Origin of the sequence: Variovorax sp. WS11, from assembly GCF_010499245.1 — a bacterium.
Classification (GTDB): domain Bacteria; phylum Pseudomonadota; class Gammaproteobacteria; order Burkholderiales; family Burkholderiaceae_C; genus Variovorax.
The window spans coordinates 884,855-899,893 of the sequence record NZ_JAAGOW010000005.1; the positions used below are offsets into that span (position 1 = coordinate 884,855).

The 15,039-nt window shown below is 66.3% G+C and carries 12 protein-coding genes and 1 pseudogene; 9 read left to right on the forward strand and 4 right to left on the reverse strand.

Features of this window, described 5'->3' with window-relative positions:
* Positions 1–5: 5 nt before the first annotated feature.
* From GXN78_RS38785 to GXN78_RS38815, 7 genes are read left to right on the forward strand one after another with little or no spacing between them, the layout of a single operon-like run.
* Positions 6–833, forward strand: a complete 828-nt coding sequence (locus GXN78_RS38785; protein WP_106556959.1) for an ABC transporter ATP-binding protein — start codon at positions 6–8, stop codon at positions 831–833.
* Positions 830–1,555 carry an ABC transporter ATP-binding protein gene (locus tag GXN78_RS38790; protein ID WP_106556960.1) on the forward strand — a complete coding sequence of 242 codons (726 nt, stop codon included), beginning with the start codon at positions 830–832 and terminating at the stop codon, positions 1,553–1,555. The genes GXN78_RS38785 and GXN78_RS38790 overlap by 4 nt, the downstream gene beginning before the upstream one ends.
* Positions 1,552–2,421, forward strand: coding sequence for a branched-chain amino acid ABC transporter permease (locus tag GXN78_RS38795; protein ID WP_106556961.1), 870 nt, complete (start codon positions 1,552–1,554; stop codon positions 2,419–2,421). The genes GXN78_RS38790 and GXN78_RS38795 overlap by 4 nt, the downstream gene beginning before the upstream one ends.
* 1 nt (position 2,422) lies before the next feature.
* A complete protein-coding gene (locus GXN78_RS38800; protein ID WP_106556962.1) occupies positions 2,423–3,373 on the forward strand; it encodes a branched-chain amino acid ABC transporter permease in 951 nt (316 codons plus the stop codon).
* Complete coding sequence (locus GXN78_RS38805; protein WP_106556963.1) at positions 3,370–4,572, forward strand: ABC transporter substrate-binding protein; 1,203 nt, start codon at positions 3,370–3,372, stop codon at positions 4,570–4,572. The genes GXN78_RS38800 and GXN78_RS38805 overlap by 4 nt, the downstream gene beginning before the upstream one ends.
* A 13-nt stretch (positions 4,573–4,585) precedes the next feature.
* Positions 4,586–5,545, forward strand: a complete 960-nt coding sequence (locus tag GXN78_RS38810) for a nitronate monooxygenase family protein (RefSeq protein ID WP_106556964.1) — start codon at positions 4,586–4,588, stop codon at positions 5,543–5,545.
* Positions 5,546–5,587: 42 nt separating this feature from the next.
* The gene (locus GXN78_RS38815; protein WP_106556965.1) at positions 5,588–7,753 is read left to right on the forward strand and encodes a hypothetical protein; all 2,166 of its coding nucleotides are present in this window, start codon (positions 5,588–5,590) and stop codon (positions 7,751–7,753) included.
* Here GXN78_RS38815 and GXN78_RS38820 read toward each other — a convergent pair.
* Both GXN78_RS38820 and GXN78_RS38825 read right to left on the reverse strand, forming a co-directional pair.
* Positions 7,750–8,394, reverse strand: a complete 645-nt coding sequence (locus GXN78_RS38820) for an enoyl-CoA hydratase-related protein (protein WP_106556966.1) — start codon at positions 8,392–8,394, stop codon at positions 7,750–7,752. The two genes, GXN78_RS38815 and GXN78_RS38820, sit on opposite strands and share 4 nt — an antisense overlap.
* Positions 8,395–8,541: 147 nt before the next feature.
* Positions 8,542–8,940 carry a response regulator gene (locus GXN78_RS38825; RefSeq protein WP_219910072.1) on the reverse strand — a complete coding sequence of 133 codons (399 nt, stop codon included), beginning with the start codon at positions 8,938–8,940 and terminating at the stop codon, positions 8,542–8,544.
* Between the two features lie 215 nt (positions 8,941–9,155).
* Here GXN78_RS38825 and GXN78_RS38830 point away from each other — a divergent pair, with 215 nt between their 5' ends.
* Entirely contained in the window at positions 9,156–10,007 is an 852-nt protein-coding gene (locus tag GXN78_RS38830) for a transporter substrate-binding domain-containing protein (RefSeq protein ID WP_164256326.1), read from the forward strand.
* Between the two features lie 69 nt (positions 10,008–10,076).
* Here GXN78_RS38830 and GXN78_RS38835 read toward each other — a convergent pair whose 3' ends face one another.
* Positions 10,077–13,214, reverse strand: a complete 3,138-nt coding sequence (locus tag GXN78_RS38835; RefSeq protein ID WP_106556968.1) for a response regulator — start codon at positions 13,212–13,214, stop codon at positions 10,077–10,079.
* 271 nt (positions 13,215–13,485) lie between these two features.
* Here GXN78_RS38835 and GXN78_RS38840 point away from each other — a divergent pair, with 271 nt between their 5' ends.
* Positions 13,486–14,922: an ATP-binding protein gene (locus GXN78_RS38840; protein ID WP_239143153.1), complete on the forward strand. Its 1,437-nt coding sequence runs from the start codon at positions 13,486–13,488 to the stop codon at positions 14,920–14,922.
* Here the strand turns inward: GXN78_RS38840 and GXN78_RS41765 are convergent.
* A pseudogene (locus tag GXN78_RS41765) lies at positions 14,920–15,033 on the reverse strand (VapC toxin family PIN domain ribonuclease); the annotation flags it as partial. The gene GXN78_RS38840 and the pseudogene GXN78_RS41765 sit on opposite strands and share 3 nt — an antisense overlap.
* Positions 15,034–15,039 lie beyond the last annotated feature (6 nt).

A 15,039-nucleotide genomic window follows, 5' to 3' on the forward strand; every position in this document is an offset into this window, starting at 1 on the left:
GGCCGATGAAATACGGCGTCTCCGGCGGCCGGCGGCAGCCCAAGCCCCTGCTCGAGGTGCGGGACATCACAGTGCGCTTCGGCGGCGTGGTTGCCCTGGACCGCGTGTCCTTCGATGTCGCGCCTGGTGAGATCTGCGGGCTGATCGGACCGAACGGGGCGGGCAAGACGACCCTGTTCAACTGCCTGTCGCGCCTGTACGCGAGCCATTCAGGCGAGATCCGTTTCGCGGGGCAGGCGCTCGGTGCGCTGCCGCAGCACCGGATGGCGGGCCTGGGCATCGGGCGCACTTTCCAGAACCTCGCGCTGTTCAGGACGCTGACGGTGCAGCAGAACATCGCGGTTGGCACCACTTGCCGCCGCGGCACCGGTTGGCTTGCACATGCACTGCGCCTGCCCGCGGTTGCACGCGAAGAACTGGCGCAGGCGGCGCGCGTCGACGAGCTGATCGACCTGCTGCATCTCGGCGACGTGGCCGACGCACCCGCCGGCGAATTGCCTTTCGGCACGCAGAAGCGCGTGGAGCTCGCGCGCGCGCTGGCCTCGTCGCCGCGCCTGCTGCTACTGGACGAACCGGCGTGCGGCCTGAATCACCAGGAGGTCGACGAGCTCGCGTTCTTGATCCGCACGCTGCGCCGGCGCTTCGCGCTGACGGTGCTGCTCGTGGAACACCACATGGGCCTCGTGATGGCTCTGTCGGACAACATCGTGGCACTGAATTTCGGGCGCAAGGTCGCAGAGGGCCTGCCCGCCGAGGTGCGGTGCGACCCCGAACTGGTGAAAGCCTACCTGGGCGAGTCGGCGGCCTTCAACCAAAGGGAGCTTGCCTTATGAGCGACGTCCTGCTCGACGTGCGCGGGCTTGAGGCGGGCTACGGCAACAGCCGCGTGCTCTTCGGCATCGATCTGGAGGTGCCTGCCGCAGGCGTCACCGCGCTGCTCGGCGCCAACGGTGCCGGCAAGACGACGACGCTGCGCGCCCTGTGCGGCCTGGTGCGCCGGCATGGCCGCGTCACGTTCGCCGGCAAGCGCATCGACACCTTGGCCACGGAAAACATCGTGCGCCTCGGCGTGGCCCACGTTCCGGATGGCCGCGGCACGTTCGGGGGGCTCAGCACGGAGGAGAACCTGCGCATGGGCGCATGCACACGGACCGACAAGGCCGGCGTGCGCGAGGACTTCGAGCGCCTTTACGAGTACTTCCCGCGGCTGAAGGAGCGCCGCCATCAGCAGGCGGGCACGCTGTCCGGTGGCGAGCAGCAGATGCTCGCGATCGCGCGCGCCCTCATGCTGCGGCCCCGGCTGCTGCTGATGGATGAACCGTCGTTCGGACTGGCGCCAAACGTGGTGCAAGACATCTTCCGCATCATGCGGCGCGTTCGCGACGAACAGCGCGTCGCGATCCTGCTGGTCGAACAAAACGCCGGGCTCGCCCTGGACCTGGCGGACACAGCCTACCTGCTCGAAACCGGCCGCATCGTCCTGCACGGGCCGGCGGCGGCCGTGCGCAACAACGAGGCCGTGCACGCGGCCTACCTGGGAGGAGACATCGCATGAACACATTGCTGCCGCAGCTCGCGGCGGGCCTGGCGACCGGCGGGATCTACGCCAGCCTGGCACTGGCGCTGGTGATGGTGTATCGCAGCACTCACCACGTGAACTTCGCGCAGGGCGAGATGGCGATGTTCTGCACCTTCATCGCGTCTGTGCTGATCGAGTCCGGGTGGCCCTACTGGGCGGCCTTCCTCGCCACCGTCGCGCTCGCGTTCACGCTGGGCGCCGCGATCGAAGCCGTGCTGATTCGCCGGCTGCGCCATGCGCCAGTGCTGTCGATCGTGGTGGTGTTCGTCGCGCTGCTGGTCATCCTGCACAGCATTGCCGGCTGGCTGTTCGGCTATGCGATCCGATCTTTCCCCAGCCCGTTCCCGCAAACCGGCGCGGCCGGCGCACTCCTCTCCGCCCACCAGCTCGGCGCTGTCGGCATGACGCTCGCCATGCTCTTGGTGGTGTACCTGTTCTTTCGCCACTCGCCGCTGGGGCTGCAGATGCGCGCGACCGCGGAAAACCCGGTGTCGAGCCGCCTTGTCGGCGTGCGGGTCGACCGCATGCTGGCACTCGGCTGGGGGTTCGCCGGCTCGATCGGCGCCGTCGCCGGGATGATGATCGCGCCGGTCGTCTTCCTCGACGTCCACATGATGTCGGGCGTGCTGGTGTACGCCTTCGCCGCGGCGGTGCTCGGCGGCATCGGCAGCGCACCGGGCGCCGTCGTGGGCGGATTCATTGTCGGCGTGCTGGAGAACCTGATCGGCACCTATGTGGTGGGTGCCGAGCTCAAACTCACCGTCGCCCTGGTGCTGATCATCGCGGTGCTGGTGGCTCGGCCTAACGGTTTGTTCGGCAAGGCTGTCGTGGTGAGAGTCTGAAATGCCGCGTCACCTGTTTCCCGCCGTCCTCCTTGCGATCGCCTGCGCTCTGCCGTTTGCGCTGCCAAGCTATGCCGTGTTCGAGGCCACCCTCGTGATCACGTACGCGGTAGCCCTGCTCGGCCTGAACCTGCTCACCGGGTTCAATGGGCAGATCTCGCTGGGTCACGGCGCGTTCTTCGCGCTGGGCGCCTATGCAGCCGCGATGTTGATGGAGCATGCCGGATGGCCCTACTGGGCGACGCCGCCGGCCGCCGCGCTGGTGGGCGGGACGCTCGGCTGGCTGTTCGGCAGGCCCGCACTCAAGCTCGATGGCGTCTACCTCGCTTTGGCGACTTTCGCGCTGGGCGTGGCCACGCCGCAGTTGCTGAAGTACAAGGGGCTGGAGACCTGGACCGGAGGCTCGCAGGGCCTCGTGCTGATGAAGCCTGATGCGCCTTTCGGTCTGCCGCTGGATGCCGACCAGTGGCTCTATTTCTTCTGCTTGGCGGTGGCGGCGGCGCTGTTCGCCGCCGTGCACAACCTGCTGCGCGGCGGGATCGGACTGAACGTCGTGGCCGTGCGCGACCACCCCATCGCGGCGCAGGCCATGGGCGTCGACAACGCACGGATCAAGACGCTCGCATTCGGTGTATCGGCGCTGTGCACCAGCGTCGGCGGCGCCCTGTCGGCCATCGTGGTGCAGTTCGTCGCGCCCGACAGCTTTTCGATCTTCCTGTCGATCACGTTGCTGGTCGGCGCCGTGGTGGGCGGCTTGTCATCGCTTCAGGGCGCAGTCTACGGCGCGCTGTTCATCCAGTTCGTGCCGCGCGTGGCGGAGCAGGTCTCGAAGTCTGCGCCCTGGGCCGTCTACGGCGCCATCCTGATCGTGCTGGTGCTGCTCTGGCCCACCGGCGCAGCCGGCGGCATCCGTCACTTGAAAAATCGGTTTATCGCGAGGAGCAAACCATGAAGATGTTCGTCCTGGGACTGGCAGCAACGCTGGCATTGGCGTGCGGTAGCGCCGCCGCGCAGAAGAAATACGATCCGGGTGCGTCAGATACCGAGATCCGCATCGGGCAGACGATGGCGTACAGCGGCGCCGCATCGATCTATGGCGAGGTTGGCAAGACGCAGGCGGCTTACTTCCGCATGGTCAATGACCAAGGCGGCTTCAACGGCCGCAAGCTCAACTTCATCAGCCTCGACGACGGGTATTCGCCGCCGAAAACGGTGGAGGGTGTGCGGCGTCTGGTGGAGCAGGAGCAGGTGCTGCTGCTGTACGGCATGTTCGGCACTGCGACCAATTCCGCCGTGCACCGCTATGCGAACGCGAAGAAGGTCCCGCACCTGCTGCTGCTGACCGGCGCTTCGAAGTGGAACGACCCGCAGCGGCACCCCTGGAGCATGAGTTTCTATCCTGACTATCCGTCCGAAGCGCGCGTCTACGCGCGGCACATCCTGGAGCACAAGCCCACCGCGAAGATCGGCATCCTGTACCAGAACGACGACTATGGACGCGACTATCTGCGCGGCTTCAAGGAAGGGCTGGGTGCCCGCGCCAAGTCGATGATCGTCGCGGAGGCTTCGTACGAAGTGACCGACCCGACGGTGGATTCGCAGATCGTGCAGTTGCGCGGCGCGGGGGCGGACGTGCTGGTGAGCTTCAGCACCGCGAAGGCGGCGATCCAGACGCTGCGCCGGGTTCACGACACAGGCTGGAAGCCGACGCACTATCTGGCCCAGGGCGCCGCGCTGATCGGCGCGGTATTCAACCCGGCCGGGCCGGAGAAGGCCATCGGTGTGATCTCCACCGCGTATTCCAAGGACCCCAACGACCCGCAGTGGGAGAACGATGCCGCGTTCCGCGAATGGCTTGCTTTCATGAAGAAATACCGGCCGGAAGCCGACCTGCGCCTGGGCTCCCATGTCTACGCATACTCCAGCGCGAAGCTGATGGTCGACATCCTGCGCGCCTGCGGCGACAACCTCACCCGCGAGAACGTGCTGCGGCAAGCCGCATCGATCAAGGCCGTGCAGCTCCCCATGTTCCTGCCCGGCGTGGTGGTGAGCAGCAGCCCCGACGACTACCGGCTGATCAAGTCGCTCCAGCCGGTCGTGTTCGACGGCAAGCGCTGGAACCGCCTCGGCGAATTCGTTTCCATCTTCTGACTCCCACATACCCATGCATCCTGCTCTTCGCAAGCTGCGGCTTCCTGTCGTCGCCGCGCCGCTGTTCATCATCAGCACGCCGCAACTCGTCATCGCCCAGTGCAAGGCCGGCATCGTTGGCTCGATGCCGGCGCTCAACGCCCGGCCGGCCGAACTCTTCGACGATTGGCTGGCCGAGATCACCGAGGAACTCGCGGCGCACGACCGCCGGCATCCCGAAGCACCGTCGGCACCGTTCGCCATCAACCAGATCGTGCACCGGAGCAACGACCGGCTCGAGCGCGACATGGCGGCTTGCGGGCGCTACAAGGTGCCGATCGTGATCACCTCGCTTGGCGCGCGCCCGGAGATCAACGACGCCGTGCACGGCTGGGGCGGGATCGTGCTGCACGACGTGATCGACGACGCTTTTGCGCGCAAGGCGGTGGAGAAAGGCGCCGATGGGCTGGTGGCAGTGGCCGCCGGCGCCGGCGGCCATGCCGGAACTGTCAGCCCATTCGCGCTCGTGCACGAAATTCGCCGCTGGTTCCGCGGGCCACTCGCCCTGAGCGGCGCCATCGCCACCGGCGACGCACTGCTCGCCGCACTGGCGGCCGGCGCCGATTTTGGCTATATCGGCTCCGCCTTCATCGCCACCGAGGAAGCACGCGCCGACGCAGCCTACAAACGGATGATCGTGGAGAGCACCAGCCGCGACGTCGTTTATTCCAACCTGTTCACGGGCGTGCACGGGAACTACCTGCGCGGGTCGATCGCGGCGGCGGGGCTCGATCCCGACGCGCTGCCGCACAGCGACGCCAGCAAGATGAATTTCGGAAGCGACCGCAAAAAGCCTTGGAAAGACATCTGGGGCTGCGGCCAAGGCATCGCGGCGGTGACCCAGGTGGTGCCCGCCGCCGCGCTGGTCGAGCGCCTCCGCCGCGAATACTGCGCGGCGCGGCAGCGCCTCGCCGAAACGGCGCTGGCTGACTGACCCGCCTCTGCACAGTCAACCACAACTCAAGGAGACATCCGAATGTCGTTTCACTCACGACGCGCGCTCGTGCGCTGCGTGCTGCTCTCGACCGCCGCCACCTTCGCGTGCGGCCCGAGCGTGGCCGGCAGCAACGTCGCCGTGCAATTCTCGGTCAGTGATCCCGATGCCGCTCCATTCCCGAGCGACCGCTACACCGCCGTCGATCCGACGCAGCTCTCCGGGCGCCGCATAGCCCTGCCTAAGCCGAACTGTGCAGTCCGCGTGAGCGATTGCCAGGACATCGAGGTGCTCAACACGCTCGACGGCTTCTCGGTGACGCCGCGCTTCACGGTTCCCTTCACCGGCGACATCGATCCGGCGACAGTGACCAGCGACAGCGTCTACCTGCTGCATGTCGGCAGTCCGGGTGAGCTGCGCGCCGGTGCCCGGGTGGGCATCAACCAGATTGCGTGGGACCCGCCTTCCCGCATGTTGTCGTTCAAGAGCGATGAATTGCTGCTGGACCATGCGCGCTACTTGCTGGTGGTCACGAACCGCGTGCGTGACATGCAGGGCAGGCCGATCGGTCGCGGCGAGTGGCTCGAAGAGGCGAGCGGTCTCGCCATCGGCCACCGGGCCGAGTCGGGCAGCTACCGCCACGAACTGCGGAGGGCACTCGCTTTGGTCGCTGCGGGTCCGGGCCGGCCCGTGGCTGCGAGCCTGTTCACGACCCAGAGCGCGACGTCGGAACTGGCCCAGATGGCCCATCAGGTGAAGGCGCGCACGCCGAGCTCGGTGGACTTCATGGTCGCAACGCGTGACGGCACGCCTGCTCGCGCATTGTTCGACGTGGCCGATATCACGCGCATGGTGTTCCGCCGGCAGGTGGGCACGTCGCAGTTCAGCGAGATCGAGCAGCCGCTGGCCTCGCTTCAGGTCGTGCCGGGCAGCGTCGCACGTGTGGGGTACGCCTATTTCAGTTCTCCCAACTACCTGACGTCCACCCTGCAGATCCCGCCGATGGGCACGGCCATCGGCACGCCGCAGCAGCGTGGCGAGACCCGGTTGCTGCTGCAGGTCTTCGCTCCAGGCGGTGCCAAGCCCGCGAGCGGCTGGCCCGTGGTGATCTTCGGTCATGGCTTTGGCGACAGCCTGTTCGGCTCCCCCTGGTCGGTGGCTTCGGTTTTGGCCTCCTATGGCCTGGCCACGGCTTCGATCCATGTCATGGGGCATGGCGGCGGCACGCAGGGCAGCCTGCAGGCCACGCTTGCCAGCGGTGCGACGCTCACCTTGCCGGCGAGTGGGCGTGGCATCGATGTCAACGGTGACGGCGCCATCGCACCCACCGAGGGCAGCACGGCGCCCGCGCCGCACGGACTGATCGGCGCACGCGATACGCTGCGCCAGACCGTGGTCGACCTCATGCAGTTGGCGCGCCAGTTCGAGGCCGGCGTGGATATCGACGGCGACGGCGCCGCCGATTTCGATGGGCGTCGCATCAGCTACAGCGGACAGTCGTTCGGCGGCGTGTACGGGACCATGCTGCTGGGCGTGGAGCGCTCTCTGATTGCGGGCGTCCCGGTTGTCGGCGGCGGCAACCTGATGGAGGCAACCCGGCTCGGCACCTTGCGCTCCCTGCGGACGAGCAGCCTTGCCGGCCGCACGCCTTCGCTGATCAACCTGCCTCCGCTGCCCGGCGTGCCTGCCCCCGCCAACCTGCAGTTCGACGAGAACATGCCGTTGCGCAATGAGCCGCCGCTGGTCAAGCACGTTCCCGGCGCAATGGCCATCGCCGCGGTGTTCGAACGTGGCGAATGGGCGCAACAGGCCGGCGCGGCCGCAGCCTACGCGCCACTGATCCGAAAGCGCCCGCTGCCCGGCCAAGCGGCCAAGCCCATCGTCTTTCAGATGGCCAAGGGCGACCGGACGATGCCCAATCCGACTTCCAGCCTCATCGTGCGAGCAGGCGACTTTGCAGATCGTGTCACCTATTTCCGCAACGACCTCGCCTTTGCTGCCAACCCGGCGGTGCCGAAGGACCCGCATGGCTTCATGACCGGCATCGGCAACCCTGCCAGCCGGCCCCATGCCATCGCTGCGCAGCGCCAGATTGCCGAGTTTCTGTCCAGCGGCGGCACGCGCACGGTCGACCCTGACGGCACGCAAGGAGTGTTCGAGGTACCTCTGTTGGGTCCGTTGCCTGAAGGACTGAACTTCATTCCCTAGAGCGGCTCGGCGATACGACAGATCGGCGTGTTCGCCGCCATTCGGCCGAGGATCGCTTCGGCACGGGGGATGAGCTGGTCTGCATCGACAATCTCGTTGACCAGGCCGTTCCGGTGTGCTTCTGTCGCGTCGATCGTGTCCCCCGTGAGAATGAGCTGCAGCGCACGGCCCTTGCCGACGAGACGCAGGAGGCGCTGCGTTCCGCCGAAGCCGCGAACGAAGGCCTTCGCTTCCGGCCCGCCGAATCTCACATGCGCCGCTGCAAGACGCAAGGTGCAAGCCATCGCCAGTTCGCACCCTTCGCCCGATGTGAAGCCATTCATGGCGGCGATCACCGGCTTGCCGAGGTGCTCGATCAGATCGAACGCAAGCCGGCCGCTGCGCGTGAACGCTTGCGCGTCGGGGGCGGAGATCGACGCGTTTTCGCTGATATCGGCCCCGGTGACGAAGGCCTTGTCGCCCGCGCCGGTCACGATCACGCCTTGGACGACGGAGTCCGCCTGCGCGTCCTCCATCACCGATCTCAGCTCCTCGAGCGCCGTGTGGCTCAGTGCGTTCATCGCCTGCGGGCGATTGATCATGACGTATGCGATCCCCGCCCTCTTTTCATAGAGGAGATTCTGCAGCGATGCATGTGGCATCCCGCCGTCCGGGATTACGGCCGATCCATCGCACATGGCTTTGCTCCGAAGGCGGACGGTGCAGCGGATGAGTGGGAGGCGGTGGGCATGGCGATCTCGTCGTGGTTCAGTTCGATGGAGCAGTTCCGGAAAACAGAGTCGTGCATCTCACGCACGGTCAACGCGCAGGGCGGTCTCAATGCAGGTGAGGAGGTCTTCCGGGCTGAAGGGCTTTGCGAGAAAGCAGATCACGCCCGTCGACAAGGCCCGGGAGCGCACCCGTTCGTCGGGGTACGCGGTGATGAGGACCGTGGGAATCGGGGTGCCGGCGGCGGCGAGGTGGCCGTGCAGTTCGAGCCCGGTCATCCCCGGCATGCGCATGTCGGCGACGAGGCACCGGATGGCGCGCACATTCTTGGACTGCAGGAAGCTCTCGGCCGAGTCGAAGGTGGCGGCGCATAAGCCGGCGGAGTCGAGCAGGTCCTTCGTGGTGTCTCGCACCGACTCATCGTCGTCCACAATCGCCACGGTCGGGTTGTTGCGCACTTGGATGTCCTTGCCGGTCACGTTGAGCGTTGACGCAAGACTAGGCCGATCGCGCGCGCAAGACCATTGGACGTTTGTCACGCGCTCTACGACTTTGGTTTAGGCGCCTAAGGCCGCAACGGTGACGAGATCGACCTGAGGATGTAAGCTGATCCGATTCGTCGGTGCGCAAGCGGTTGCCCGCAGAACGTCAATCGGCCGCCGGGAGCCGGGTGGGCGAGGAGAAGATGATGTCCATGATGTTTCGTCTGTTGGCTTGCCTGATGCTTGCCTGGCACCTGAGCGCCGCCGGCGTGGACATCGTCCGCTTCCCGAGGCCCGAGTTCGACGGCGATCGCCGTTTCGACTATCCCTTGCAGTTGCTGCAGCTCGCGCTGTCGAAGACCGGTACGGAGTATCGGATCCAGACGGCCGAATTCCCCATGAACCAGGAGCGCCAGGTGCTGGAGATCGAGGCAGGACGCACGCTCGATGTCGGCCCGATCCCCAGCTCCGCGGAGCGCGAGACGCGTCTGCTGCCGATTCGCATCCCCGTGAACAAGGGCATGCTCGGATGGCGCCTGGGCCTGGTCCGCAAGGGCGACAAGGACCTGGTCGCGGGCGTCAGGACGCTGGACGACCTGAAGGGCGTGCGGCTCGCGCAGGGACACGAGTGGCCCGATACGAACATTCTCCGCGCCAACGGCATCGACGTGATCACCGCCCCGAAATACGAAGTCCTGTTCAAGATGCTCGAGGGCAAGCGCTTCGACTACTTTCCGCGCAGCGTCATGGAGATCTGGGACGAGCAGGCGATCAACGCTGAATCCCTCGAAGTGGAACCCCGCCTCGCGCTGCACTACGTCTACGACTCCTACTTCATGGTGAACCGCAAGAACACCAAGCTGGCAGAAGACATCCGCCAAGGACTCGAAAAGGCGATTGCCGACGGCTCGTTCGACAAGCTCTTCCTTCAGCACTTTGGCGAACGGCTGCGCAAGGCGCGTCTGGACAAGCGTACGGTCATCGAGCTGCGAAACCCGTTGCTGACGCCCGAGACGCCATCCAATCGGCCGGAACTTTGGTACGACCACAAACGGGGGCGGTGAGGCTGATCCATCAAGCCGGACCAGGCCACGGCCGCTGCAGCGCCTCGATGCCTGGCCGGCGCCGCCGGTTCAGCGCAGCTGTCTTGGCCCGAGCGCCTGCAGTTCGGAAATGACCGGGCCGAGCAGCCGAGCCACTTTCCGAACCAGGGTCTCGACGCCCGCATCGTCGGTGCCGTCGTTGCAGGCCATTTCGAGCTCCGCCGCCGCGGGATGGACGGCGCTTACGGCGAGCGCACCGGTGACGCTCTTCAGGTTGTGCGCCATGCGCATCGCCGCCTCCTTCTGGCCCGTCGCGCGCGCGGCCCGGAAGCGCTCCGGGAAGTCCGCTTCCCGATCGCGAAACATTTGCAGCAGGCGACGGTAGAGGGCCTCGTCGCCCATCGCGTCGAGGCCCGCGCGGCGGTCGATTCCAGCCATTCCTTCCAGCGAATCGGTGCGCGATTCGCCGCGGGCGGAATCTGGCGCTTGCGCGGGCTCGAGCGAGGCCGGGCGAACCCAGCGGTCGAGCGTCGCGAACAAGGCTTCGACGCTGATCGGCTTGGCGATGTGGTCGTTCATGCCGGCTGCCAGTACCTTGTCGCGATCGCCGACCAGCGCGCTGGCGGTCATCGCAATCACCGGCAGCTCGCGCCCCTGCGGCTGCTGGCGCAGCGCACGCGTGGCAGCGTAGCCGTCCATGACGGGCATCTGGCAGTCCATCAGGACGCCGTCGAAACGCTCCCGGTCCAGCATGTCCAGGGCCTCCTTGCCATTGCAGGCAACGCTGACGAAGATGCCGGCGCGGCGCAACACGGTCGAGGCGATCTCGCGGTTGATGGGGTTGTCCTCCACGAGGAGTATCCGCGCGCCGCGCAGGTGGGCTTGATGGCGCAGCAATGCCTCCTCGCTCTTGGTTGTGCGGGTCGAGCGGAGAGCCGACGGGCCGAGTGCCTGGTTGCAGGCTTCGAAAAGCGTTGCCGGGATGACCGGCTTGATCAGCAGCGCGCCGACGCGGAGGTCTCGTTCCCTCAGCTGTTCCTGCACTTCGTCGCGGCCGAAGGCGGTCACCATCAGCACGGTGGATGTCCGCGGGCGCCGGGATTCGCGCTCGCTCAGCAGGCGCGCGCACTCCACGCCGCCAAGGCCGGGCATTTTCCAATCCAGAAGAACCAGGTCGTATGCCTTGTCGCTCGCGTCGGCAAGCTCCATCATGCGCAGGGCGTCCTGATCACCGGCCGCGGTGTCGGCTTGCAGTCCGAGAGCGGCGCTCATGTCGGCAAGCACGGCGCGAGCGCAGGTGTTGTCGTCCACGACCAGCACGCGGCGGCCGCGCAGGACTTCCTGGTGCAGCAAGGACTTTCTTGCCGGCTTTGGCTGCAGGTCGAAGCGCAGCGTGAAGTGGAATCGGCTGCCGAGTTGCCGCGCGCTGTCGACCTCGATGTCGCCGCCCATCATGCGCACCAGGTGACGACTGATCGACAGCCCCAGTCCGCTGCCGCCGTAGCGCCTGCTCGTCGACGAGTCGCCCTGCGAGAACGGCTGGAACAGACGCTGCTGCACGTCGGACGCCATGCCAATGCCGGTGTCACGCACCTCGAATCGCAGACGAACGGACTGGGCCTCGTGCTCGACGATCTCGATGGCGATGACAACCTCCCCGCGCTCGGTGAACTTGACGGCGTTGTAGCCCAGGTTGAGCAGCACCTGGCGCAGACGCGAAGGATCGCCCACCAGGGCCATCGGCAACTCCGGCGGCAGGACGAACAGCAACTCGAGGCCCTTCGCCTCGACGTTCAGGCCGACCAGATTTCCCAGTCCCTCCATCACGTCGCCGAGGTCGAAGGGAATGGACTCGATGTCGAGCTTGCCGGCCTCGATCTTGGAGAGATCGAGGATGTCGTTGATGATCCTGAGCAGCGATTCGGCTGCGCCATGGATCTTCTGCACGTAGTCGAGCTGTTGCGAGTTGAGTCCGCTTTGCAGGGCCAGGTAGGCCATGCCGAGAATGGCATTCATCGGCGTCCGGATCTCGTGGCTCATGTTGGCCAGGAACTCGCTCTTGGCCTGATTCGCTGCTTCGGCTGCCTGCCGCGCAATCCGGTCCGCCTCGGCCTGCCGCCGTGCGGTGATGTCGCGAGCAATGCCGACCGTCCCGGCCACGCGGCCGTCGCCGCCATGCAGCGCAGTCTTGATGGTCTCGACCAGGGTACTGCTTCCGTCGGCGTTGATGTGGTGCTCCTCGATCCGTTTGATGCCGTTCGATGCCATCACTTCAGCGTCGTCGAGAAGATAGCTCCTGGCGAGTTCGGCGGGGTGAAGCTCGAAATCGGTCTTCCCGATCATCTGGCTCGGCTCGGCAAAACCCTTGCTGGCGGCGAGAGCCTGGTTGACTGCGACCAAATGACCGCTCGCGTCCTTGACCCATGCGAGGTCCGGGATGTTGTCCAGGATCGCCGCCATGCGTGCATTGGCATTCCTGAGCTCCAGGGCGTGCTGCCGCAGCCTCTCGCGCATCGCGTTGACGGCGTCCGCCAGCTGGTCGAGTTCATCGCCCTTGCCAGGCGCGCGCCGCAATCGCAACGGCACGGCCTCTGCATCCGGGGTGACGCTGCCCAGCGAAACGGCCATGTCCTGCAGATGGCGCGTCGCCAGGCGGTGCACGATGAACAAGATGAAAAGTGCGACCAGGAAGGTCTTGGCAGCGTTGCTGAGGAGGATGACGACAGCCTGCGCCGCAATGTCGCGGTAGATGTCCTTGAGCGTCGCTTCGATGTGCAGCACGCCGATGACTTCCGGCCGTTCGCCGCAGCAGGTCAGCGGAAATTCCTTCACGACAACGCTGGCGGTCTGTCGCTCGCCGCGAAAGACCGTTAAGGCATGGGCAGACGAAGCCGCCTCCCGAACCTCCACGGCGCGCATGGAAGGTAGGCGCAAGATGCCATCGAGCTGCTCCTGGAGTTGCTTCGAATCCAGCGTCCACAGGCTTTCGCTCAGGCTGCGCGAGGAGGCCTGATCGATCTCGCCGAACCGACTCTCGAGGCGCGCCCTCTCGCTGCGGTAGCTCAAGGACAACTGCAAGATGGTCAGGATCAGCGTGACCACGGTGCTGAACAGCAGCACGCGAAGCAGCAGTGCGATCCCGATGCCGCCTCCCGGGACCCGCGAAATCGATGCCAGCCAGCCGTGGCCCGGGGACCGTGTGTCCGACTCACGCGCTTTCAGGATCATCGGTGAACTCGCTCGTCACATCGATCCGTCGGAATCTATGCGCTTGGTGCGCCCCCGGCAAGGGGGAGATGCAGGTGACCGCTAGGGCCTTGGCCGCCACGCGCGTTCCCGCTTGCTTTCCTTTTTTTCATCTCCGTAGCCTAATTCGAATCGGCGCGAGAGGCATCGACAGGATGACCTTTTCAAGAAGCGACTGGTCAGGGGTTTTTACCCTCGTCGACGGAGCATGACTACGACCAACGACATCCTCGTCATTGAAGACGACGAGATCATGCGCGAAGCCTTGGCGGAGTGGCTCGAGGCGGCCGGCTACGTGGTGCGCAAGGCCGCGGACGGAAGCGCCGGGCTCGCGGCCGTGAGATCGGCGGCCCCGGCGCTGGTCGTCACCGACATCCACATGCCGGGAACGAGTGGCGCGGTCGTCATCGCCGAGTTGCAACAGCACCACCCGGACATCCCGGTGATCGCGATCTCAGGCCTCTTCCAATTGGGACGTGGCTTGGACGCAGACAGCGCGGTCGCGCTGGGAGCCGCACGCACATTGGCCAAGCCGTTCACCCGCCGCGAGCTGCTCCAGGCGGTGACCGTGGCGGACCTCGCCGCCCGAAAGCGGGCCGAGTACCTGACGCGGCAGGTGTTCGAGAGTGCCTCCGATGGCGTGGCCGTGATCGGTCGAGATTACCGTTATCAAAGAGTCAACCCGGTCTATGAGCGCAATTGGGGGATGCCGGCCGAGAGAATCGTTGGCATGCATGTCGCCGACCTTTCGGGGACCGACGTCTTCGAGCGCACCTTGAAGCCGCATCTCGACCGCTGCCTCGCCGGAGAACACGTCACTTTCGCGGAATGGTTCACGACCCAGCTGGGCCGCTTCTACCTGTCGGTGTCCTATTCGCCGCTGCGGCTCGACTCGGAGCGGCTGGAGGCGGTGCTCGTGATCTCGCGCGATCTCACCGACCACGTCCTCGCATCCGAAGCGCTGCGCGAGGCGCAGGCGGCGCTGGCGCGGGTGAACAGAGTGACCACGCTCGGCGTGCTGGCGGCATCCATCGCCCACGAGGTGAACCAGCCGCTGGCGGCCATGGTCTCGAGCGCGGGGTCCTGCACGCGATGGCTCGCGGCCGAGCCGCCCCAGCTCGAGAAGGCACGGCGCTCGCTCGAACGCCTCGCCAGGGACGGCCAGCGCGCCAGCGAAGTCATCGACCGCATCCGCGCCCTGGTGATGCGCCAACCGCCGCGCCAGGATCTCGTCGATGTCAAAGAGACCATCCTCGATGTGATCGCGCTCACGCGCGACCAGATGCGCCGTAGCAACATCGCGCTCGAGACGGCGCTCGCCGACGGTCTGTCGAGCGTACGCGGCGACAGGGTGCAGCTCCAGCAGGTAATCCTCAACCTGATCGCCAACGCCATCGACGCCATGAGCGCGCCAGGCGATCGTCCTCGGCGACTGGTTATCGGCTGCGCGGCCGAAGCGGCTGATGGTGTGTGCATCGAGGTGCGCGACTCCGGCCCCGGCATCGCGCTCGAGATGGCGGACACGCTCTTCGAGCCGTTCTGTACCTCCAAGCCGCAGGGCATCGGCATGGGGCTTTCCATCAGCCGGTCGATCGTCGAGGCCCATGGCGGCCGGCTCTGGGTCGCGTCCAACCTACCCCACGGCGCCTTGTTCCAGCTCTCGCTGCCGACCGGGGGGAGGGAGCCGTAGGTCGACAGTCAGCAGGGCGATGGGAGTATCCAGCGGCACGACCACGCACTTCTGCGTGTACGCAATGACTCGATCGGCTGGTTCTTCGCCTGTCTCGCGCACCAGCAACCGCCCGGG